Origin of the sequence: Steroidobacter sp., from assembly GCF_036406195.1 — a bacterium.
Taxonomy (GTDB): Bacteria; Pseudomonadota; Gammaproteobacteria; order Steroidobacterales; family Steroidobacteraceae; genus Steroidobacter.
The window spans coordinates 1-23,132 of the sequence record NZ_DASWVW010000032.1; the positions used below are offsets into that span (position 1 = coordinate 1).

Sequence of the window (23,132 nt, forward strand, 5' to 3'; positions counted from 1 at the left end):
GACGAATCGCTGTTCGCTCAAGTAGTTGTGCGTGCGCAGCCAGTCGATGACTGCGTCGACGCGGGCCATCTCGTCCTCGGCTGCCCCGTCTTGCTCATCCGAGGCGCCCGCACCGGCCTGCACGGCCTTGGCCGCCGCCTCGGAACGTGCATGGCGCAGCAGCTTGCGCCGCAGCTCGACCTCGCTGTGCTCACGTTGCGCCAGGAGGGCGAGCGCCCGGCCCTTGAGCGACAGCGGCTGCTTGCTGGTGGCCATCGGGACGCCGACGATCTGCGCGCCTTCGTGCCGGACCGAGGCACTTCGCTTCGGCCCGCCCAGCGCTGTTATTCCTTCGATTCCTTGGCGGCCTTGCCGCGCGCCGGCTTGGCGGCGGCGGACTCATCGACCGCGCCGGCTTCGTTCGGACGCAACGGGATGCCCAGCGCCTCGCGCACCTTGTTCTCGATCTCGACCGCCAGGTCGACGTTCTCGCGCAGGAACTCGCGTGCGTTGTCCTTGCCCTGGCCGATCTTTTCGCCCTGGTAGGCGTACCAGGCGCCGCTCTTTTCGAGCACCTTCGCTTCGACGCCCATGTCGATGATCTCGCCTTCGCGGCTGATGCCTTCGCCGTAGAGGATGTCGAACTCGGCGGTCTTGAACGGCGGCGAGACCTTGTTCTTGACGACCTTGACCTTGGTTTCGTTGCCGATGACCTCTTCGCCTTTCTTGATGCTGCCGATGCGGCGAATGTCGAGTCGCACCGAGGCGTAGAACTTGAGCGCATTGCCGCCGGTGGTGGTTTCGGGCGAGCCGAACATCACGCCGATCTTCATGCGGATCTGGTTGATGAAGATGACGATGGTGTTGGAGCGCTTGATGTTGCCGGTGAGCTTGCGCAGCGCCTGCGACATCAGGCGGGCCTGCAAGCCGACGTGCGCGTCGCCCATCTCGCCTTCGATTTCCGCCTTGGGCGTCAGCGCCGCCACCGAGTCGACCACGACCACGTCGACCGCGCTGGAGCGGACCAGCATGTCCGTGATTTCCAGGGCCTGCTCACCGGTGTCCGGCTGCGACACCAGCAACTCCTGGACATTCACACCGAGCTTGGCAGCGTACACCGGATCGAGCGCGTGCTCCGCGTCGACGAAGGCCGCCGTGCCGCCGGCGCGTTGCGCTTCGGCGATGACCTGCAAGGTCAGCGTGGTTTTACCCGAGGATTCCGGGCCATAGATCTCGATCACCCGGCCGCGCGGCAGACCGCCCACGCCGAGCGCAATATCCAGGCCCAGCGAGCCGGTGGAAATGGCCTCCACGTCGTAAGTGGCACTGGCATCGCCCAGGCGCATGACCGAGCCCTTGCCGAACTGCTTTTCGATCTGGCCGAGCGCGGCGACGAGCGCCTTCTTGCGATTTTCTTCCATCGGTTGACCCATATTGTCTGAAGAGTGGGTTGTCTGAAGCGTGGGTTGATGAGTGCTGGACGGCAGTATGCTATGAACCGGACGTCCGAAACTGCTGAATATCTGTATATTTGCACAGTTATTCGCAGTCCGCCACTGTCGCATTTGGTGTATGCGCTGGCGGCAATTGTACCGTTCAGGACAGGGGCCAGCGCGCCAGCAGCGAATACTGCGAGCCGGACGCGTCGCGCACCGATTCCACCAAGGCAAAATCAGCCACTTTCTGGCACAAGACGTCGATTTTTTCCGATCGCCGGCCGCGCGCCAGATCCCGGGCAAGCGTGATGTGCGGGCGAAATTCGTGCGCCTCCGGCCGCTGCACATAGCTGCTCAGGCTCGAGCGCAAGCCCGCCGCCAGATCGCTCGCGGCAGCGGGCGGCGTGGACGAGGTGAGACACAGCAGTTTCCGCCCCCACGCCTCGATGCAATCGAAGCGCAGCTCGAACGCCGGGCTGCCGGCGAGCCGGGCACTAGCTTCCTGAATAGCCCCGACGCTCTCGGCGGGAACCTCGCCAAGAAATAACAATGTGACGTGGTAATTCTGTGGAGGTATCAGCCGGCCACCGCTAGCTCGGGCGATCGCGAGTGTGCTCGCTTGGATTTGCGCGCGAAATTCATCGGTGGGCCAAAGCGCAAGGAACAGCCGCCGGCCAGCTCCCATTACGGCTTCCGTTGCAACTGACTCAGCTCGCGAAGCGCGCGCGCCACCGATTGACGGCGAATCGCCTCCCGATCTCCCGGGAATGTCTCCAGCGCCACGCGGGTCTCGATCTCGCCGCCCTCCTTCCAAGCCCACGCAAACCAGACCGTGCCGACGGGCTTGCCCGGTTGCGCGCCCGCCGGACCCGCAATACCGGTAACCGCGAGAGAAACATGGCCGCCGAGCACCTCCAACGCGCCGATGGCCATCTCGCGCGCCGTCGCCTCGCTGACCGCGCCGTGCGACGCCAGCGTCGAGGGGCGCACGCCGAGCAAGGATTGCTTGAGCGCGTTGCTGTAAACCACCACGCCGCCGTCGTACCAAGCCGAGCTGCCGGCGATATCGGTCAACAACTTGGCCACCCACCCACCCGTGCACGACTCCGCCGTGACCAGGCGCCGCTCGGCGTCCAGCAGATCCGCGCCCACATGGGTCGCCAGCCGCAACAACTCCTCGTCGCTGTTCATGCCTCGCATGCTTCTCGGTCCTGGGGATCAACGTCAAGCTGGGCATATCCGGATGCAAAGGCGGGGGCGCCTGCGCTCGGATGGCACGGTACCCAGCCTGCACCGATACACAATGGCTCTTTCGGCCAGCTTTGCTGGCAATGAGGTAACGGGTGGGACGGGCCGGCCGGATCAGTCCGGAGCACTACCGGGCGAAACGATCAGAAATGCTCCGCGAGCATGTACGAGGCCATACGACAAGAATATATATCCGTAGGCTTGATCGAACAGATCCACATCCTGATGAGCGTGGTGCTTCAACAGCCCGTGCGAAGTGCCATCTTCACTTCTCGCTCGCCGGCCGCCGCCATCCGGGGAAATGCACGAGTCGCACAATCTCGTCGACGTCGGCGACCACGAACAGATGCGCTGCGAACGAAAGCTACCCTATTCGCGCGAGAAGTCGTTCGGCCACGTCGCTGACCTGCCGCTGGCGCAGCGCTCTCGCTTCGCGCCGCTCTGGTTCGTCGCCTTCGCCCAGCTCGAACTTTGCTACCGCGACCGGTCCATCCTTGCGGTATCCCTCGGACTCAGTTCCCTGCGCGAAGCGGGTGCGGAGTATGGCGAGCGCGTTCTTCACGACATCGCCGTGCTTTCCGTCACGCTCCTGTCGAAATACCTGCGCTACCGCATCGGCACCTTCTGGCGCGTTTTCGAGGCAGTAGATCAGATCGTGAGCATCTTTGCGCTCGAAGCGCTGGTCAAACGCAAACGCCTTCAGGCAGGTGAAGCTGACCAGGTTTGCATGCTTGATCCTCTCGACTGCGATGCCATTGCCTCCCAACAGTTCCGCTTCGATCTCGATGACCTGATGCAGGTCGAAGACGATGGAGGAATGCGGGATGTTGAGTGCTTCCAAGGGCCGAGTCCGCGCAGCAAAGTCACGAGCAAACGTTCGCAGTCGTGCGTGTATTGATCGCTGTAGCCATCGAATGTGGCGGGCTTGGCCATCAGAAACCTATCTTCTCTTGACGCAGGTGCTCCGCCATCTCCTAATTCGCTGTTCAGCGAATTTAATAAGATTCGTAGCCTTGGTTTCCGGCGATAGATTGAAATGGCTGGAAATACCCGCACGCGCCGTTCAGTATCAACTTAACTATTTGATTTAAATTGGAAAATTTAAACGCCAGTGCGCAGACCGCGCATACACCCTCCATGCAGCAGTACCTGCGCCTCAAGGCGCAATACCCGAACGAGCTGCTGTTCTACCGCATGGGCGACTTCTACGAGTTGTTCTTCGATGATGCCAAGCGGGCTGCGCGCCTGCTGGATATCACCCTCACCGCGCGCGGGCAATCGGCCGGACAGCCCATACCCATGGCAGGCGTGCCATTCCACAGCGTCGAGGCCTACCTGGCGCGGCTGGTCCGGCGCGGCGAGTCCGTTGCCATTTGTGAACAGATCGGCGACCCCGCGAAGTCCAAAGGCCCCGTGGAGCGCGCGGTCGTGCGCGTGGTCACGCCGGGTACGGTGACCGACGACGCGTTCCTCGACGCGCGGCGCGACACGTTACTCGCCGCTTTGTATCGCGAGGGTTCACGGTTTGGTCTTGCGTGGCTGGAATTGTCGAGCGGTCGCTTTAGCGTGATGGAAGCTGCGGGTGACGAGGCCCTTGGCGCGGAGATCGAGCGACTGCGGCCTGCGGAGTTGTTGGTGCCTGAATCCGCGGCACCGGCCGGCATCACCACGTTTGTTCGCGAGCGCCCGCAGTGGCACTTTGATTTAGAAACATGCACGCGACTGCTATGTGAGCAGTTCGCGACGCGCGATCTCTCCGGCTTTGGTTGTGCGGACTATCCCCTCGCCATTCGGGCGGCTGGCACATTGCTTCAGTACGTTCGTGACACGCAGAAGGCAGCGATCCCTCACCTGCGCGGCTTGCGCACGGAAGAGCGCAGCGAAGCCGTGCTACTCGACGCGGCGACTCGACGCAATCTGGAATTGGACATCAGCCTCACCAACCGGCCGGAGTGCACCGTCGCCGCTGTGCTCGATGAAACAGCGACCGCCATGGGTGGTCGCGAGTTGCGACGGTGGTTGCATCGACCGTTGCGAGACCGCGGCGCAATTGAATTGCGGTTGCAAGCGATCGGGACGCTGATAGAGCGCGCGCTGTACACGCCGGTTCACGATGTTCTCAATCATGTCGGCGATATCGAGCGCGGACTGGCGCGTGTCGCCCTGAAGAGCGCCCGCCCTCGCGATCTGGCCCAACTGCGCGATGCGCTCGGGCGCTTGCCGGATCTTCAGCAACTGCTCGCGGACATCGATTCTCCGCTGCTGCGCGAGCTTGCTTCGCAGGCCAGCACGTATCCCGACCTCCACGACGTGCTGACGCGCGCGATTGTCGAAACGCCTCCGCCGATCTTGCGAGAAGGCGGTGTCATTGCAGCGGGTTATGACGCGGAGCTCGATGAACTGAAGCGGATCAGTGAGCACAGCGATCAATATCTGGTGGAGCTGGAAGCGCGCGAACGTGAGCGCACCGGCATCGCGAACCTGCGACTTGGCTATAACCGCGTGCAGGGCTACTACATCGAAATCAACCGCAGCTTGGCGGACAAGGTGCCGACGGACTATCACCGTCGGCAGACCGTGAAGAACGCCGAGCGTTACATCACGCCCGAGCTGAAGGAATTCGAAGACAAGGTGCTGGGCGCACGCGACCGGGCACTGGCGCGAGAGAAACAACTCTACGATGAGCTGCTCGATCAGCTGATCGCCCGACTCGCCGAACTGCAGGCCACTGCAGCGGCCCTCGCGGCGCTCGACGTGCTGTCGAATCTCGCAGAACGTGCGGTCAACTTGCGTTACGCGCAGCCGGAGCTCGTAGATGAGCCGGTGCTGCAGATCACGGAAGGCCGACATCCCGTGGTCGAGCGTTTCATCGACCAGCCGTTCGTTCCCAACGATCTGCAGCTTCACGACGAGCGACGCATGCTGGTCATCACCGGCCCGAACATGGGCGGTAAATCGACGTTCATGCGGCAGACCGCGCTGATCGTGATTCTGGCGCGCATCGGCAGCTACGTGCCCGCGAAGTCGGCGCGCATCGGCCCGATCGATCGCGTGTTCACCCGCATCGGTGCCTCGGACGATCTGGCCGGCGGACGCTCGACGTTCATGGTGGAGATGACCGAGGCCGCGAACATCCTCAACAACGCGACCAACAACAGCCTGGTGTTGATGGATGAAATCGGTCGCGGCACGAGCACCTACGACGGCCTGTCTCTTGCCTGGGCGTGCGCGAATCACATCGCTCGCACGGTGCGTGCCTTCACGTTGTTCGCCACACATTACTTCGAGCTCACGTCGCTGGCCCAGGAGTTGGACAATTGCGCCAACGTCCACCTCGATGCGACCGAGCACGGCGAGAAGCTCATCTTCCTGCACACCGTGAAGGAGGGCCCGGCCAATCAGAGTTACGGCCTGCAAGTGGCGGCGCTCGCTGGCGTTCCGCCGAAAGTCATCAGTGCTGCGCGCAAATATCTACACGAGTTGGAACGCCGATCCGCCGCCGCACAGCAAGTAAAGCCTCAGCAGGAACTGTTGCTTGAGTTTCCTGAAGAGGAAGAACCTGAGGAACACCAGGCCCTCGCCGTCCTCCGCGGCGTCGACCCGGACTCGATGACGCCTCGCGAAGCGCTGGACGCGCTTTACAGGCTGAAGAAGCTGGTCACGGAGTAGAGGATCGTTTGAATCTTCCCTCGCGAAGAAACCACCGAGTCTGCTCCGCGACTTCCGCCGACACGAGCATTCCGGTGTGGGTGGTGCGCAGGACGATGTGATCCCTGGCGCCGGGCAGCCGGGTTTCTTCGACGAGCACCGTGCCGTCGTGGTCCGCGTCCAGATCGGCGAACAAACGGCCGAGCCCGAAGCCGACCGAACCGGCGATGATGCCGATATCCCGATGACCGCGCCATTCACGCGGCTGGCAATCGATACATTCGGCATTGATCGCGGCACCGAGAATGGCCTTGCCGAAAGGCAGGACGCGCGCGACACCTTGTGCCGCTCTCGATCCTTGCAGCGGAGAGCCCAGTAGCACCGCGCGGCCTGGCGGCAGATCGTCCGTGAGCTCCAGTGCACGCAAGATCACCAGACCGCCCAGGCTGTGACCGACAAAATGCAACTTGGGAACATTCTGGGCGCGCGCGAACTCCAACAGATCGCGCACGTGATCGCTCATCGAGCCGCTGAGGGTGGGATAGGAGAACGGAACAGCGCGAAAGTCACCATCGGCTTCCAACCGATGCTGCAGTATCTTCAGCTGCAGGCCCGACATCCATAGCCCGTGGACCAGCACGATCGTGGCGGGCTCGGTGTCGTGCCGTTTCGATTCGTTGCTCAAATCGCCATTGCCCTCATCAGCGGTGACAGCTATGGTCGCAGCGTGCGCCGACCAGGCGCAATAGAGACCGGCGAGAAGACTTCGCGGGGGACACGATGCGGACAGGGACCATTCGCTCAGGCAACAGCTGCGCCTTGCTGGCGACGGCTTGCGTACTGTTCGCGACGTCTGCGTCGTCGACCGAGCCCGACGCCGATTCCAAAGTCGGTCCGGAAGCCGACCGGGAGGAATGGATCGAGCTGTTCAATGGCCGCGATCTCACCGGCTGGACACCGAAAATCTCACAGCACGCCCCCGGCGAGAATTTTGCCGATACCTTTCGGGTGGAGAACGGTGTGCTGCAGGTTCGCTACGACAAGTATCAGAATTTCGGCACGCAGTTCGGTCATCTCTTTTACAAGTCGCCGTATAGCTATTACCGGCTGATCATCGAATATCGTTTCGTCGGCGAGCAGGCCAGAGGCCATCCCGGCACCTGGGCGTTTCGCAACAGCGGCGTGATGGTCCACTCGCAGGACCCGCGCACCATGACGCGCGATCAGGACTTTCCCATCTCCATCGAAGCGCAGTTACTGGGCGGCAAGAGCGACGGCGAACCACGCCCCACGCTGAACATGTGCTCTCCCGGAACGGAAGTTGTCGTCGATGGCAAGCTGTATCCCGAGCATTGCCTGGACTCATCGTCACGGACCTACGATGGCGATCAGTGGGTGCGGGCCGAAATCCTGGTGCTCGGCGCGGGTCAGATCACGCACCTCATCGATGGCCAAGAAGTGATGGAATATGCCCTGCCGCAGTTCGGCGGCGGCGCGGTGCATCGGCATGATCCGGCGGCCCAGCCCACCGGCAAGCTGATCGAAGGCGGCTACATCGCCTTGCAGAGCGAGTCGCACCCCGTCGATTTTCGCAGGGTGTCGCTGCTGAACCTGGCCGGCTGCATGGACCCCCAGGCCCACAGCTATCGCAGCTACTACGTGAAATCGGAGCCGGCAACGTGTCAATATGCCGCTTCCGGCCGTACTCCCTGAAGGCCCTCTCGAACCCCTGAGTTTCCGGAAATCGCCATGTCCCACCCTCTTCGCGCGGCAGTTGTTGGAACCGGTTTCATCGGCAGCGTTCATGTACGTTCTGCCCGACTGGCGGGCGCCGAAGTCGTCGGTGTCGCCGCCTCCACGCCGGAGCGATCGGCACAGGCAGCCAAGGCGCTTGGCGTGCCTCGCGGTTATGCCTCGGGCATCGAAGCCGCACGCGACAAAGATATAGATGTCGTCCATATCTGCACCCCCAACTCCCTGCACATGGAAGTCGCCAAGGCGGCCTTGGAGTCGGGCAAGCACGTGGTCTGCGAAAAGCCGCTCGCCACGTCGCTGGAAGATGCTCGTGCATTGACCGATCTCGCCCAGCGCAAGGGCCTGGTCGGCACCGTCCCTTTCATCAATCGTTATCACCCGATGACACGCGAGGCCCGGGCACGCGTTCAGAGCGACGAAACCGGCAAGCTGTATCTGATCCAGGGCTCCTATCTGCAAGACTGGCTCATGCAGGCTGGCGACACGAACTGGCGCGTCGACGCCGGCGCCGGCGGCAGGTCTCGTGCCTTCGCCGACATCGGCTCGCATCTGTGCGATCTGATCGAATGGATCACCGGCGAGCGCTTCAGCTCTTTGATCGCCACACTGGGCACGCCGATCGCTCAGCGCTCCGCGGCGGCCAGTCGCGTAGCGTTCCAGGCGAGCGGTGAGGTGAAAGAAACAAAAGCCGTCGATACCGAAGACGTCGCCTGCCTGATTTTGCGCACCGATTGCGGCACGCTGGCATCGCTGACCATCAGCCAGGTTTCTGCAGGCCGCAAGAATCGCCTGTGGTTCGAGCTGGACGGCGCGCGGCAAAGCGTAATGTTCGATCTCGAAAGTCCCGAGCAACTATGGATCGGGCGGCGCGAAGGCACCACGTTGCTGGTGCGCGATCCGTCGCAAGGCTCGCCCGAACAGAAGCGCCTCGCCTGGCTCCCGGCCGGCCACGCGCAAGGCTGGGGGGATTGTTTCGAAGCGTTCGTGCGCGATTCGTATGCCGCCATGCGCGGCGAATCTCACATCGGACTGCCGACCTTCGCGGACGGCGCGCGTTCCATGAGCATCGTCGAAGCCGTGCTGCGCTCGTCCGCCAGCAATCAATGGACTGCCATCGACGAGTAGGCATTCAACAAAGATATTCAGGAAGCAGGAGGGATCATGTCCATCACACGTCGCAGTTTTCTCGAAGGCAGCTCGCTCGCGGTATTGGCAGCCATGACAGGAGCCAGAAGTTTCGCCGGCAGCACAGGCATCGGCCCTCTGGGGCGGCCCATCGGCCTGCAGCTATACACGGTGCGCGAAGCAGCGGGCCGCGACCTGCTCGGCACGCTGCAACAGCTGCAAACCATCGGCTATCGCGAAGTCGAAACGGCCGGCTTCTACGGCAAGTCCGGTAAGGAATTGCGCAAGATCCTGGCCGACCACGGCATGACGGCGCCCTCGGCTCATTCGAGCATGAGCGAGCTGCAGAAAGGCATGCAGAAGATCGTCGACGCCGCCGCTGAAGTCGGTGCGAAATACCTGGTCTGTGCCTTCCCTTCGCAGCCGCCCAACAAGCCTGCATATGCGGATATAGCCAGGGAAATCACGCTGGACGATTGGAAATGGAACGCCGAGCAGCTGAACAAGCTGGGCGAACTGGCCAGGCAGGCCGGCCTGCAGGCCGGCTATCACAATCACAACATGGAGTTCCGTTCCTATGACGGCGTGGTCGCGTTCGATGAGCTGTTGCAGCAGACCGATCCGAAGCTCATCACCATCGAGCTGGACCTCGCCTGGGTGGTGACCGCCGGCCTCGATCCCGTGAAGTACTTGAAGCAATATCCCGAGCGCATCTCGTTGCTGCACGTGAAGGATGTGTGGAAGGGTGCCAAGACCACGGTGACCGAGATCAACAAGCAGACCATCGAAGTCGGCCGAGGCCAGATCGACTGGCAGCGCGTGTTCGCCGCGTGTGACCCGAAGCATCTGAAGCACTATTTCGTCGAACAGGAAAACTTCACAGGCTCCACCATCGAAGCGGTGCGCTCCAGCTTCGAGTACTTGAGCACGCTCGAGTCGTAACCCGGCGACGGATCCCGCGTACTGCAATCACCACCTGCAATCATCGCCTGTAATCATCGCCTGTAATCATCGTTAGACGCTCAAAGGAGCCTCTGCATGTCATCCAGAACTTCCACTCTGATCGCGGCTTGCACCTTCGTGTTGGCGTCCGGCGCCGTGCTGAATGCCAATGCCGGCGAGCCCGCCAACCAACTGGCGGAGCCGACGATCGGCGTCAACGCCAGGTTCGAGCCATTGTTCAACGGCCGCAATCTCGATGGCTGGAAACACGTCGGCCCGGGCGAATTCGTGGTCGAGAACGGTGTGCTCAAGACCGTCGGCGGCATGGGCCTGCTGTGGTACACGGGCGAGAAATTCAGTAACGCCGTGATTCGCGTCGTCTACAAGGCGCCGGACCAGGACGGCGGCGGCAACTCCGGCGTGTTCATCCGCATTCCCGAGCAGCCCACCGAACCGTGGATGCCCGTGAACAAGGGCTACGAGGTGCAGATCGACGACAGCGACGACGACTGGCATCGCACCGGCGTGCTGTATTCCTTCACCAAGACGCTGGCGCAGCCCAAGACCGGCGAATGGAACACCATGGAGATCTTCCTGCAGGACGAGCGCACCACGGTGCTGGTGAACGGCGTCAAGGTCACCGACTATGTCGAAGGCTCGCCGGTGCCGGAAAAGAAAGCCAAATACGAGCCAGATCGCGGCAAGCGCGCGGCCAGCGGCTACATCGGTCTGCAGAACCACGGCGACAAGGACACGGTGTACTTCAAGGAAGTGAGCGTGGCGAAGCTGGACAAATAACGTTGCGGCCTTAATAGAACTGGATCACGCAAGCGACGCCGCTGTACGCCAGCCGGCGGTGTCGCGCCGAAGATGACTTGATTGCGAACCGATGGGCAGCGCTGTTTGACAGGCCGCGCGAGTTTCTGCAACCTTCGCGATGTAACCCGTTACAGAATCCAACTCGAAGCAGTCACAGCGCCAGACCTGACGCCGTCATGAGACCCGCGGCGAGCGGGTGACAGGGGGGGCATTTGAATCCGATCACCATTCGGCTCAGCGTCATGATGTTTCTCCAGTTCTTCATCTGGGGAGGCTGGTTCGTCACGCTGGGGACCTTCCTGGGAGCGGCCTTCTCGGCCAACGGCGGCGAGATCGGACAAGCCTTTTCCACCCAGAGCTGGGGCGCGATCATTGCCCCGTTCATCGTCGGATTGGTCGCCGACCGTTACTTCAATGCCGAGCGCATCCTCGGCGTGCTGCATCTGTTCGGCACCGTGCTCATGTACTTGATGTACAGCTCCGACAGCTTCGCAGCGTTCTATCCTTACGTGCTCGGCTACATGATCATCTACATGCCGACGCTGGCGTTGGTGAATTCCGTGTCGTTCCGTCAGCTCTCCGATCCGGCCGCCCAGTTCGGCAAGATTCGCGTCTGGGGCACGATCGGCTGGATCGTCGCCGGACTGTTCATCAGCACGTTGGGCTGGGACGCGCAGCAAGCGGTTGCAGCGGGCGCGCTACGCAATACCTTCCTCCTGTGCAGCATCACCTCGCTCATCCTGGGCCTGTATAGCTTCACCCTGCCGTCGACGCCGCCAGTGCAGACCGAGTCCCAGAACGTAATTTCGCAGGCACTGGGGTTGGATGCCTTGCGCCTGCTGAAGGACCGGAATTTCGCCGTGTTCTTCGTATCGTCGATCCTGATCTGCATTCCCCTGGCGTTCTATTACCAGAACACCAACCTGTTCCTCGCCGACATCGGCGTGACCAACCCCACCGGCAAGATGACCATCGGCCAGATGTCCGAAGTGTTGTTCATGCTGTTGCTGCCGGTGTTCCTGCATCGCTACGGCATCAAGAAGACGTTGCTCATCGGCATGGCCGCGTGGGTACTGCGCTATGTGCTGTTCGCCTTCGGCGCGGAAGATTCCGTGCTGGTGCTGCTGATCAGCGGCATTGCCCTGCACGGCGTCTGTTACGACTTCTTCTTCGTCTCCGGGCAGATCTACACCGACTCCAAGGCCGGCGAGCAGTACAAGAGCTCCGCGCAGGGCCTGATCACGCTGGCAACCTATGGCTTGGGAATGCTGGTGGGCTTCAAGGTGGCCGGCATCATCTATGACCAGTACGCAGTGATGAGCGGCCACGACTGGAAGGCGATCTGGCTGGTCCCGGCGGCATTGGCCGCCGGCGTGTTCGTGCTGTTCGCGCTGGCCTTCAAACCGGAACCGATTCAGCGCAGCGGTGGATGATCGAGGAGTTTGTTGAACGCATCGTGCGCGGGCGCGCCGCAAAGTCGTAATTGGGGCCATAATTGGCTGACCCGAGCCGTTCCGCGATAGCCGCCTTGAGCAAGAGCAAACACGTGTCCTCCAGCCGCGCCACTTCGATTCGCCAGGTTGCCCGTCAGGCCGGCGTGTCGATCGCAACCGTTTCCCGCGCCTTGACCACGCCCGAGAAGGTTTCGGACAAGACGCTCAAAAGAGTGCTCGCCCAGGTCGAGCGCAGCCGTTACAAGCCCAACCTGCTGGCGCGCAACTTTCGCAGTAAACGCGCCTATTCCGTGGTGGTGCTGGTGCCCAACATCGCCAACCCCTTCTTCGCCGAAATCATTCGCGGCATCGAGCAGGTCGCCCAACAACACGGCTATGCCGTGCTGCTCGGAGACACCGAAGGCCGTGAGGACCGCGAAGCCTACTACGTGGGCCTGGTCGAAACGCGACAAGCCGACGGGCTGATCCAACTGCACCCCCGACTGCCCAAGGCGGCGCGCGGCGTGAATGGCACGCTGGATATTCCGCTGGTCAACGCTTGCGAATACATCGAGGACGCGCCCTGCCCGCGCGTCGGCATCGACAACGCCGCCGCGGCCCGCGAGATGACTCAATATCTGCTGCAGCTGGGCCACCGGCGCATCGGCGTCGTTCTGGGACCCAATTCGAGTCCGCTGACGAGCGAGCGATTGCGAGGTTACAAGCTGGCGTTGCGCGCCGCGAAGATTGCACCGGACGTTGCCTTGATCGCGCAGGGCGATTTCACGATGAGCTCGGGCCGTGCCGCCGCCGAGCGATTGTTCTCCGCCAAGCAGCCGCCGAGCGCCATTTTCTGCTTCAACGATGAAATGGCGCTCGGCGTGATTCGTTTCCTGAAGAGCACCGGCCGATCGGTGCCGCAGGATGTTTCCGTGGTCGGCTTCGACGACATCGAGTTCGCCAGCTTCTGCGACCCGCCGCTCACCACCATCGAGCAGCCGACCCGCGAGATCGGCCACAAGGCCATGTCGCTGCTGTTCGAGCTGCTCAATGGTGCCAAGGCCGAGCCGAGCATGCACACGTTGCCGACCAAGTTGATCGTTCGGGACAGCGCCGCGCCACCGCCGCGGCGCTGACAGGATCCGCCCAACCCACCCAGGGCTCACCAAGGGAGGTAAGCCGTGCCGCTGATCGATATTGCAGGACTACAAAAGGAGTACGACGTGATCGTCGTCGGCTCCGGCGCCGCCGGCGGCCAAACGGCTTACACGCTGACGCTGGAGGGTGCCAAGGTGCTGATGCTCGAAGCAGGCCGCAATTACGTGCCCGAGATCGAGACCCCCATGTTCAACACGCCCGACCAGGCGCCGTTGCGCGGCACTTCGACCCCCGACAAGGAGTTCGGGTTCTACGACGCCACTGTCGACGGCGGCTGGCAGATTCCCGGCGAACCTTACTCGAGTGCGTCGACTGACGCAGAGAAAACATTCTGGTGGTGGCGCGCCCGCATGCTCGGCGGACGCACCAATCACTGGGGCCGCATTTCTCTGCGCAACGGCCCGTATGATTTCAAACCCAAGTCGCGAGATGGGCTGGGATTCGACTGGCCAATTTCCTATGAAGACGTCGCGCCTTACTACGATAAGGTCGAGATGCTCGTAGGCATCTATGGCGACAACAACGGCCTGGAGAACACGCCGGACTCGCCGGCCGGATGTTTGCAGCCGCCGCCCAAGCCTCGCGCCGGTGAAGCACTGATTCAGAAGCACGGCAGAGCCCTTGGCGTTCCCGTAATTCCGGCGCATCGCGCGGTCCTGACACAGCAGTTGGACTTCAAACGCGCGCCTGCTTTGCTCCATCCTGGCAACACTCGCGCGCAGGAGATCGTCGCGGACAGCATGCGCAGCCGCGCGCCGTGCTTCTGGGCAACTCCGTGTGGTCGCGGCTGCTCGATCAAGGCCAACTATCAATCGACCACGGTGCACCTGCCGCCGGCGTTGGCCACAGGCAATCTCGACATCCTTCCCAATGCGATGGTTCGCGAAGTCGAGATGAACAAGAACGGCCTCGCCTCGGGTGTGGTCTTCATCGACAAGACGACTGGTAAGGAACAGCGCGCCAAAGGCCGAATCGTCGTGCTCGCTGCGAGCGCGTGCGAAACAGTGCGCATCCTGCTCAACTCGAAGTCGGCGCAGTTTCCGCAGGGCCTGGCAAACTCCAGCGGCAAGGTCGGCAAGTATTTGATGGACACGGTCGGCGCCAGCGTCACCGGCCAGATCCCGGCGCTGGAAAACCTGCCGCCGCACAACGAAGACGGCGCCGGCGGCATGCACGTGTATGTGCCTTGGTGGCTGTACAAGGAACAACACGCCGGCAAACTGGACTTCGCTCGCGGTTATCACATCGAGATCGGCGCGGGACGCGACATGCCCAGCTTCGGCGCGGCCGCGGGTCTGGCCAACTTCGTCGGCGGCTACGGTAGGAAACTGAAAGAGGACATGCGTCGTTACTACGGCTCGTTCGTGAGCCTGGTCTGCCGCGGCGAGATGATTCCCAACGAAGATTCCTACTGCGAGATCGATCCGGAGAAGACGGACCGGTACGGCATTCCGACGCTGCGCTTCCACTGGCAATGGTCGGAGCACGAGAAGCGCCAGGCGCTGCACTCGCATAAAGCGTTCACCGAGATCATCCAGAGCATGGGTGGCCGCGTGACGCGCAAGCAGGACATCCTGCCCGGCGGGTTCATCATCCATGAAGTCGGCGGCGCCATCATGGGCAGCGATCCGAAGACGTCCGTGGTGAACCAGTGGGGCCAGAGCTGGGACGTGAAGAATCTGTTTCTCACCGACGGTGCGCCGTTCCCGTCGAACGCCGACAAGAACCCGACCTTGACCATCATGGCGCTGGCCTGGCGCGCCGCCGACTACATGCTGGCCGCCATGAAGCGGCGGGAGCTGTGACATGGAAACGTTCAACGAGCGCGACTCAGTGAGCGTCGATCGACGCACGGCGATCAAATGGGTGCTGGCCGCCAGCGCGGCCTTGCAGCTGCCGAACCCGGCTTTGGCGAACGATACAGCGCAGAGCATCGCCGGATACGGAACGGATCCGAACCTGCTAAAGATCTATCAAGCCGGCGATCTCTGGCCTCTTACGCTCACCGAAGCGCAGCGCGCGACTGCAACGGTTTTGTGCGATCTCATCATTCCCGCCGACGAGCGTGGCCCCGCCGCGTCCAAAGTCGGTGTCGTCGACTTCATCGACGAATGGATCAGCGGGCCCTATCCGGATAACCAGCGCGACAAGCCCGTGATCCTCGAGGGCCTCGCCTGGCTCGACACGGAATCGCAACGCCGCTTCAAGAACAATTTCTCCGCGCTCTCCGAAAAAGAGCGCACGGCCATCTGCGACGACATCAGCGCCGCCAAGCCCGCTGACCAATTCACGCAGGCCGCAGCCTTCTTCTCGCGCTATCGCGCGCTCACCGCCGGCGGTTACTACACAACTCCCGTCGGCATGAAGGACATTGGATATGTCGGCAACGTGGCATTGACTACTTTTGAGGGACCGCCGCTAGAGGTGCTGAAGAAGCTGGGGCTGGCGTAGCCGCTGGCGGATCTGCCGCCTCTGCCTTTTTTGGCGGCGGCGGCGCAGACGCCTCCTTCACCCCCGCTTTTGCTGGTACGGCCACCGCCGGCTCTACTGGCGGCACTCCCGTTGTCGTCGCTGGCGTGCGGCCGATAGTGGCGGGCGGCGCCTGGTCTTCTCGCCCATGAAGCTCGGCCAGGCGTCTCAACGTCCCAAAGTAGAAGAAATCAGCGACGAACACCCCGACCAGAGCAGCGAGCCAACGCGACGAAACCGAGTAGGCATCGCTTTGCGGGGGCCATCCGAAGGCTACGGCCAATAGAATCCCCATCGAAACGCCATTCACGATGAGCCAACCTATCCGACGCCCCTTTTCCTCGCCCTCGAACCCCGACATACACAGCCACAGCATGCCCGTAGCGAACACCAGGGCAAACGAGATAGCTGCCGCCTCACCGCGCTCGGTGGCCGCCATTGCGATGCTGACGGCAAGCAGCAGATAGACCAGCAAACTGAGATTCAGATCGAAATGCAGCTGGCTCTCGCCGCTTTTCTTCTTGACGTTCTGGAAGTGCAGATAGTCGTCGATCGCCAGCTTGAGCGCGAATATGCCCAGGGCCAGCAGCAGCACCCGGTAGTCTCCGGTCGCCTCGCCGATCTTCCCTCCCCAGATGGACACCGTGACGAACAGAATCGCCACGTAGATCACGGTGTACACCGCCAGCGGATGGTTCATGACGCCCCCTTGGTTCTTGTTTTGTATATTTATAGCGCCAACCCGGCGCCGGGCCAAATAGGCAGGGCTTCCCGCCCGCTCAGAGCAATCGATCGGCGGTCGCGTTTCCGGTCACGGCGGGATGGAATTCCCGCATGAGCGCTTCGAGTTTTTCTTTTTGGCGGGTCTCTTTATAGAAACGAACGACGCGTTCGCGAGCGGCCTCGCGGGTAGCGGGGTCGACGCCTTCGGCGGTGGCGAGAATGCGATAGCTGTCGACGAGTTTGCTCTCGGCTTCCTGAACTCTGCCTTCCTTGTACAGCACTTCGCCAAGAGCGCTTGCGGATCTCGCCGCACGCCATTCGGGAGCTTTGGTACGCGTCCAGCGGCCCGCGGCGGCGGTGAAGTGCGCTTCGGCGTCCGCGTAGTTGCCGGTGCCCGCGAGCGACTCACCCAGGTAATGCTCCGCCGACGCTACGTATTGGTGGTCGGGCGGCAAGCTCTTTGAGAACAGATCCAGCGCCTCGCGCAGGACAGGTTCGGCTTCGGCAAACCTGGACTGCTGCAAGAGCAGTGTGCCAAGCAGCGTTTGCAGAAAGCCGATCTTCGCGTAGGCCGTGCTGTGAGCATTGTGGTGAATCATCAGAGCTTCACGCACGAGACGCTCCGCTGCCGTGGCATCGCCTTGGGCCATGCGCACTTGCGCCAGCGACGACATGGTTTCCGCAACCGCAGCGTTCTCCTTGAACAGGATTCGCTGCGCCGTCAGCGTCCGCTCGTAGATGGGAGCCGCCTCCGCGAGCTTGCCCTGATAGAGCAATGTTTCCGCCAGGATGAAATCGCCTTTCACGCGATCGGGATGCAGCACATCCACCGATTGATAGATATCGACCGCCTGCCGAGCGACTGCTTCGGCGCGAGCGATGTCGTGATCCATCCAGGTATAGATGTTTGCAAGCTCGCTGAGGATGCTGCCCACTTCGGGATCGCGCGGGCCTTTCACACTGCGCATGAGCTCCAATGCGGCAGTGAACGCACGCAGCGCTTCCGCGGGGCGGCTACGGCTGGTTTCGAGCCGGCCGATCTCGACCAGCACTTTCGCTTTGGCCTCGGGATCGACATCGCCGAGGCTCGCCATCATTTCCTGCGCCTCGGTGAAGTGACGGTCGGATTGTTGAGCCTGACCGGCATCGCGCTGGGCGACGGCCAGCTCGATGAGGTTGGATACGACTGCGGGGTGCGCTTCCGGACTGAGCTCGCGGCGTATCCGCAGCGCAGCCTCGAGCTTCACGACGGCTTCATTCGGCACGCCGAGGCGGCGATACGAAATGCCCATGCTTTCGTAGATCGCCGCTTTCACATTGGGTTCTTTCTGCAGGTCTTCGTCGGTCTCGATCACGCGACTCGCCTGATCCAACAACTCCCGCGCCGTAAGCTCCCGGCCAAAATTCACATAGGGGTTGGCAGCCGCGAAGATGTCACGAAGGTATGCGGATACGCGTTCGGATGTTTTTTGTTTTTCCATCGCCAGCGCCAGCGCGTCCTCGACCGCAGCGCGTTGGATGGACACGGTGATCAATGACGCCACGATCAGCGCCGCCACCGTGGTGCCGGCCGCAACGGCCAAGCGATTGCGCCGGATGAAGCGCGAGGTGTAGTACGCCCAATTGCCCTGCCGCGCCTGCACCGGCTCGTTGGCGAGGAAATGACGAATGTCGCCAATGAACTGGTCGATCGAGCTGTAACGATGCTGCGGCTCCTTGCGAAGCGCGCGCATGATGATGGCATCGAGATCGCCGGCGAGACTGCGCTCCAGCTTCTCGGGCGTGGTGTCGCGAGCAGTGGCCAGCACGCCAATGGAAGGATCGTCGTTCGCCGGCTCCGAATTTCGTGCCGCATGCACGGCCGCACTGGGACGCAATGGATCGGTGACGCAGATCGAGCGCTCCAGCTCCAGTTGGCTCGCGGCCGAGGACGACAACGTGTAGGGACGTAGACCGGTGAGCAACTGGTAGAGCACGACGCCTAGCGAATAAACGTCGCTGGCCGTGGTGACTGGCCTGCCCAGAATCTGCTCGGGGCTCGCATACTCGGGCGTGAGCAGGCGATCGTTCATGCGCGTCAGCTCGGACGATTTGGTGATATCGCTGGCGTCCAGCAGCTTGGCGATGCCGAAGTCGAGCAGCTTGGGCAGACCCTCGCCGGTGACCAGGATGTTGGCCGGCTTGATGTCGCGATGGACGATCAGGTTCTGGTGCGCGTACTGCACCGCCTGGCAGATTTGTAAAAACAACTCGAGCCGCGCGCGCAGGTCCAGCTGTTGCTGGTCGCAGTACTGATCCACGGGATCGCCGTGGATGTACTCCATGACCAGGTACGGCTGATGATCTTCGGTCTCGCCCGCATCCAGCAGCCGGGCGATGTTCGCGTGATTCAGGCTCGCGAGGATCTGGCGCTCGGCACGGAATCGCTGGCCGAACGAGGCGGCGGCACCTTCATCGATGATCTTGACCGCGACCTGCGCCGAATATTGTTTGTCGGCGCGCTCGGCGAGATACACGGTGCCGGAGCCGCCATGGCCGAGAATGGAAACGATTCTGTAGCGCTCGGCGATGACCTGGCCGAGCAGGCTCTGCCGGCGAGCCTGGGTGGAACGCAAGAAAGCCGTGCCGACCGCGCGCGAGATGGGACCGGTCGCGATGCCATCCGGATAGACAGAGAGCAGCCCGAGAGCCTCTTCGAGCTCCCCCGGATCGTCAAGCCGTTTCCGCAGAAACGCAGCGCGATCCTGCGGCAGCAGCGGCGTGGCCTCTTCGAGCGCTCGCCCTATGCGCAGGTGCCGCTCATTTACGGCTCGCGAAGCTGTCATAGCCCATCAGGTTTCATGGACCCTCTTTGGGACCGTTATCCGGACACTTCCGATCTTCGTCGGCCCGTCAGGCGCGACCAGCAACGGGCAACTACCAACGTCGTAGCTCGATTGTGCAAGTGCGACAGCAAATGCGGCGCGCGCACCCACCACAGTCGGACGGCAGCGATTGTTCCTTAGATATTTGTTTCCTGGCGTGTGCCGGTTTCCACTTTCGCAGTCTGCCGTGATGATTACGTAAAATTCGCACCCCGCCGCCGCCTAAGCAATACCCTGAATTTGCAATCCATCTAACATAAGGCGAGTATTGGGGTGTGATGGGGGTCACAATCGACTGTCGCTTATGTCTATTATTGAAGCGTTGACCGACTTGCCTAACACATCTTTCCTAGGGAAACGTTGATATGCGTAGCAAAGTAATCGCGGCGTTCGCAGCAGTGTCCTGTGGTCTCCTGGGTAATGTCGCATTGGCGGATGGCACGGTCGGTGGCCGGCGGCCCCTCCTGACGGACAGCACGAATTCGCTGCTGGTGGACGGCACGGTAGGTGGTCGGCGTCCGCTCCTGGCGGATGGCACGGTCGGTGGCCGTCGCCCGCTTCTGGCGGACGGCACGGTCGGTGGTCGGCGCCCACTCCTGGCGGATGGCACGGTCGGTGGTCGTCGCCCGCTCCTGGCGGACGGCACGGTCGGAGGTCGTCGCCCGCTCCTGGCGGACGGTACGGTCGGCGGTCGTCGCCCCCTGCTCACTCTGGCTTAACCGTAGACACCGGACGGTACTGACATGAAAGCCTATTACCTTCTCTCGATCGTCGCCGCTGGCGTGATTTCCACCGTGGTGGGCACTGGCCTGGTGGCCGCCGGAACCGGCAGCGAAGTCCGGTCTGAAACGGTGACTGTGCAGTCCGAGTCCCTGGAGCTGTTGAAGGCTCAATCGGACACCAGCAACATGACCTGGCGGCGTCCGCTCTAACGACAATTGAACCGGTAGCCGGCGCGCTCACATCCTGAGCGCGCCGCATCCCTCCTCCAAGCCGGGCGTCTCACGCCTCGGCGACCGCGTCAGGCAGCCGCCCCTCGGCATCGACTCGACGCAAGAAAATCCAGTCGATCAGCCCTCGGCCTTCACCGGCAGCTTCACGCGAATGTGCAGCTCCTTGAGCTGCTCTTCGCTGACTGCCGTCGGAGCACTGGTCATCAAGTCCGCTGCGGTCTGTGTCTTGGGGAACGCAATCACGTCGCGGATGCTGTCAGTGCCCGCCATGAACATCACGATGCGGTCCAGTCCGAACGCGATGCCGCCGTGCGGCGGCGGGCCGAACTTGAGCGCTTCGAGCAGGAAGCCGAACTTGATCTGAGCTTCCTCCGGCGAGATGCCGAGCAGGTCGAACACGGTGGACTGCATTTCCTGGCGGTGGATACGCACCGAACCGCCGCCGATTTCCGAACCGTTGAGCACCATGTCATAGCCCTTCGACAGGGCATTCTTCGGATCGGCCCGCAATGCCGCCGCATCCTCCATGCGAGGCGCGGTGAAAGGGTGATGCAGCGCCGACCAGCGCTTGGTGTCCGGGTCCCACTCGAACATGGGGAAGTCGACCACCCACAGCGGGTGCCAGCCGGTCTTGGTCAGCTTCAGGTCGTGACCCACCTTGATGCGCAGCGCGCCGATGGCGTCGTTCACCACCTTGGCCGTGTCCGCGCCGAAGAAAATCAGGTCGCCATCCTGGGCGCCCGTACGCGACATGATGCCGTTGACCGCGTCGTCGCTGAGGAACTTCAGAATGGGCGACTGCAGGCCATCGCGGCCCTTGGCCTTCTCGTTGACCTTCACGTACGCGAGACCCTTCGCGCCATAGCGGCCGACGAAGGCTGTGTATTCGTCGATCTCCTTGCGTGACAGCCTGGCGCCGCCTTCCGGCACGCGTAGCGCAACCACCCGGCCATCCGGGTTCGCCGCCGGACCGGAGAACACCTTGAACTCCGAGCCTTTCACCAGGTCGGCCACATCGACCAGCTCCAGCGGAATTCGCAGGTCCGGCTTGTCCGACGCGAAACGACGCATGGCTTCGGCGTAGGTCATGCGCGGGAACGGGTTCGGCAGCTCATCGTCCAGCACCACCTTGAAGATGTGACGAATCAGCGCTTCCGTGAGCTGCATGATCTGCTCTTCGCTCAGGAACGACGTTTCGATATCGAGCTGCGTGAACTCCGGCTGCCGCTCGGCGCGCAGGTCCTCGTCGCGGAAGCAACGCACGATCTGGTAGTAACGATCGTAGCCGGCCATCATCAGCAGCTGCTTGAACAGCTGCGGCGACTGGGGCAGCGCGAAGAACTGGCCGGGATGGGTGCGGCTCGGCACCAGATAGTCGCGAGCGCCCTCCGGCGTGGCCTTGGTGAGCATCGGCGTTTCGATGTCGATGAAGCCGTTGTCGTCGAGATACTGGCGCATGGCGCGCGTCACCTGGTGACGCAGGCGGATGCGCTTCTGCATCACGTCGCGACGCAGATCGAGATAGCGATACTTCAATCGCAACTCTTCGTTGACCGGCTCGTCGTGATGGAACGGCGGAGTCTCCGAGCGGCTCAGGATCTCCAGCTCGCGCGCCAGCAGCTCCACCTGGCCAGACGCCAGGGTTGCGTTGGCCGTGCCCGCCGGGCGCGCCCGGACCAGGCCCTTGATACGAATGCAGAACTCGCTGCGCAGCCGCTCGGCATCGGCGAACACATCCCTGGCATCCGGATCGAACACGATCTGCAGCAGGCCTTCGCGGTCGCGCAGATCGACGAAGATCACGCCGCCATGGTCGCGACGGCGATGCACCCAGCCAGCAACGCTGACTTCCTTGCCGATGAGGGATTCGTTGACGTGGCCGCAATAATGGGAGCGCATGGAAAAGGCTCGGAACGTAGGGAGCGCGCGATGTTACGGAGCCCCCCGAGGCGGCGCAAGCAAGCGCCCGCCGCCATTGGAGTGGCCGCGGATGGCAGGGATTTTCATGGCAGCGGGGGGACGAGTGACGGGGCTCGTCCTCTGGCGCCGCATAGGACCAATACCTGCTTCAGGGTCGTCCTGAGGCAGGCCTGGCAGCGGGAGGATTGTCTTGGATTACCGCCGCTTGGCCTTTTTCTTGGCCGGGGCGGGTTTGCGAGCGGGCGGACGCTTGGCCGGCGCTTTGGCGGTCGGCTTCTTGCCCCTGGCCGCAGCGGCCTTGGTCGGGGCGGTCTTGCCCGGCGCCTGCTTGCCCGTGCCGGTCTTCACCACCGGCTTGGATTCGACTTTCTTTTCCTTGCCCTTGTCGGCGGCGCTGTCGCTCTTGGTGTCGCTCGACTTGTCCTCGGACTTCTCGGCCGGCTCCTCGCGGTCGGCGAGATTGCGCTTGTCCTCACCCTCGGACTTGAAGTCGGTCTCGTACCAGCCCGAACCCTTCAGGCGGAACACCGGCGCGGACACCAGCTTCTTCAGCGTCTTCTTCTTGCAGCTGGGGCACTCGCGCAGCGGCTCATCGGAAATCTTTTGCAGGGCCTCGACGTAGAACTTGCAGTTACTGCATTCGTATTCGTAAAACGGCAT

Annotated in this window: 20 protein-coding genes and 1 pseudogene; 11 read left to right on the forward strand and 10 right to left on the reverse strand. The window is 62.5% G+C overall.

The window, feature by feature from the left end; genetic code table 11:
• From VGE08_RS14860 to VGE08_RS14880, 5 genes and pseudogenes are all read right to left on the reverse strand, one after another.
• A pseudogene (locus tag VGE08_RS14860) lies at positions 1-255 on the reverse strand (hypothetical protein); the annotation flags it as partial.
• A gap of 68 nt (positions 256-323) precedes the next feature.
• Complete coding sequence (recA, locus tag VGE08_RS14865) at positions 324-1,400, reverse strand: recombinase RecA (protein WP_331068691.1); 1,077 nt, start codon at positions 1,398-1,400, stop codon at positions 324-326.
• Positions 1,401-1,575: 175 nt separating this feature from the next.
• The gene (gene thpR, locus VGE08_RS14870) at positions 1,576-2,100 is read right to left on the reverse strand and encodes an RNA 2',3'-cyclic phosphodiesterase (protein WP_331068692.1); all 525 of its coding nucleotides are present in this window, start codon (positions 2,098-2,100) and stop codon (positions 1,576-1,578) included.
• Complete coding sequence (locus VGE08_RS14875) at positions 2,100-2,606, reverse strand: CinA family protein (RefSeq protein ID WP_349258711.1); 507 nt, start codon at positions 2,604-2,606, stop codon at positions 2,100-2,102. The genes thpR and VGE08_RS14875 overlap by 1 nt, the downstream gene beginning before the upstream one ends.
• Positions 2,607-3,027: 421 nt before the next feature.
• Entirely contained in the window at positions 3,028-3,504 is a 477-nt protein-coding gene (locus VGE08_RS14880) for a hypothetical protein (RefSeq protein WP_331068694.1), read from the reverse strand.
• Positions 3,505-3,800: 296 nt separating this feature from the next.
• Between VGE08_RS14880 and mutS the strand changes: the two genes are divergently transcribed.
• A complete protein-coding gene (gene mutS / locus VGE08_RS14885; protein ID WP_331068695.1) occupies positions 3,801-6,332 on the forward strand; it encodes a DNA mismatch repair protein MutS in 2,532 nt (843 codons plus the stop codon).
• Here mutS and VGE08_RS14890 read toward each other — a convergent pair.
• On the reverse strand, positions 6,322-6,996 hold the full coding sequence (locus tag VGE08_RS14890; protein ID WP_331068696.1) for an alpha/beta hydrolase: 675 nt from the start codon (positions 6,994-6,996) through the stop codon (positions 6,322-6,324). The genes mutS and VGE08_RS14890 overlap by 11 nt on opposite strands.
• A 95-nt stretch (positions 6,997-7,091) precedes the next feature.
• Here VGE08_RS14890 and VGE08_RS14895 point away from each other — a divergent pair, with 95 nt between their 5' ends.
• From VGE08_RS14895 to VGE08_RS14930, 8 genes are all read left to right on the forward strand, one after another.
• Positions 7,092-8,024 carry a DUF1080 domain-containing protein gene (locus VGE08_RS14895; RefSeq protein ID WP_331068697.1) on the forward strand — a complete coding sequence of 311 codons (933 nt, stop codon included), beginning with the start codon at positions 7,092-7,094 and terminating at the stop codon, positions 8,022-8,024.
• Positions 8,025-8,060: 36 nt separating this feature from the next.
• Positions 8,061-9,191, forward strand: a complete 1,131-nt coding sequence (locus VGE08_RS14900) for a Gfo/Idh/MocA family oxidoreductase (RefSeq protein ID WP_331068698.1) — start codon at positions 8,061-8,063, stop codon at positions 9,189-9,191.
• Positions 9,192-9,227: 36 nt separating this feature from the next.
• Positions 9,228-10,133, forward strand: coding sequence for a sugar phosphate isomerase/epimerase (locus tag VGE08_RS14905; protein WP_331068699.1), 906 nt, complete (start codon positions 9,228-9,230; stop codon positions 10,131-10,133).
• A gap of 96 nt (positions 10,134-10,229) precedes the next feature.
• Positions 10,230-10,931: a DUF1080 domain-containing protein gene (locus tag VGE08_RS14910; RefSeq protein WP_331068700.1), complete on the forward strand. Its 702-nt coding sequence runs from the start codon at positions 10,230-10,232 to the stop codon at positions 10,929-10,931.
• A gap of 233 nt (positions 10,932-11,164) precedes the next feature.
• A complete protein-coding gene (locus tag VGE08_RS14915) occupies positions 11,165-12,385 on the forward strand; it encodes a nucleoside permease (protein ID WP_331068701.1) in 1,221 nt (406 codons plus the stop codon).
• Positions 12,386-12,480: 95 nt separating this feature from the next.
• Complete coding sequence (locus VGE08_RS14920; RefSeq protein WP_331068702.1) at positions 12,481-13,521, forward strand: LacI family DNA-binding transcriptional regulator; 1,041 nt, start codon at positions 12,481-12,483, stop codon at positions 13,519-13,521.
• A gap of 45 nt (positions 13,522-13,566) precedes the next feature.
• A complete protein-coding gene (locus VGE08_RS14925) occupies positions 13,567-15,348 on the forward strand; it encodes a GMC family oxidoreductase (protein ID WP_331068703.1) in 1,782 nt (593 codons plus the stop codon).
• Positions 15,349-15,409: 61 nt separating this feature from the next.
• Positions 15,410-15,994, forward strand: a complete 585-nt coding sequence (locus VGE08_RS14930; RefSeq protein WP_331068704.1) for a gluconate 2-dehydrogenase subunit 3 family protein — start codon at positions 15,410-15,412, stop codon at positions 15,992-15,994.
• On the opposite strand, the gene VGE08_RS14935 is transcribed toward VGE08_RS14930, so the two are convergent.
• On the reverse strand, positions 15,942-16,712 hold the full coding sequence (locus tag VGE08_RS14935) for a hypothetical protein (protein WP_331068705.1): 771 nt from the start codon (positions 16,710-16,712) through the stop codon (positions 15,942-15,944). The two genes, VGE08_RS14930 and VGE08_RS14935, sit on opposite strands and share 53 nt — an antisense overlap.
• A 79-nt stretch (positions 16,713-16,791) precedes the next feature.
• A complete protein-coding gene (locus VGE08_RS14940; protein ID WP_331068706.1) occupies positions 16,792-19,560 on the reverse strand; it encodes a serine/threonine-protein kinase in 2,769 nt (922 codons plus the stop codon).
• A 404-nt stretch (positions 19,561-19,964) separates the two neighbouring features.
• Here VGE08_RS14940 and VGE08_RS14945 point away from each other — a divergent pair, with 404 nt between their 5' ends.
• Entirely contained in the window at positions 19,965-20,318 is a 354-nt protein-coding gene (locus tag VGE08_RS14945) for a hypothetical protein (protein ID WP_331068707.1), read from the forward strand.
• Positions 20,319-20,342: 24 nt separating this feature from the next.
• Complete coding sequence (locus VGE08_RS14950; RefSeq protein WP_331068708.1) at positions 20,343-20,531, forward strand: hypothetical protein; 189 nt, start codon at positions 20,343-20,345, stop codon at positions 20,529-20,531.
• A 138-nt stretch (positions 20,532-20,669) separates the two neighbouring features.
• Here the strand turns inward: VGE08_RS14950 and aspS are convergent, their stop codons facing one another.
• Both aspS and VGE08_RS14960 read right to left on the reverse strand, forming a co-directional pair.
• Positions 20,670-22,451 (reverse strand): aspartate--tRNA ligase, encoded by a 1,782-nt coding sequence (gene aspS / locus VGE08_RS14955; RefSeq protein ID WP_331068709.1) that lies wholly within the window; start codon positions 22,449-22,451, stop codon positions 20,670-20,672.
• Positions 22,452-22,667: 216 nt separating this feature from the next.
• Positions 22,668-23,132: a zinc ribbon domain-containing protein gene (locus VGE08_RS14960; RefSeq protein ID WP_331068710.1), complete on the reverse strand. Its 465-nt coding sequence runs from the start codon at positions 23,130-23,132 to the stop codon at positions 22,668-22,670.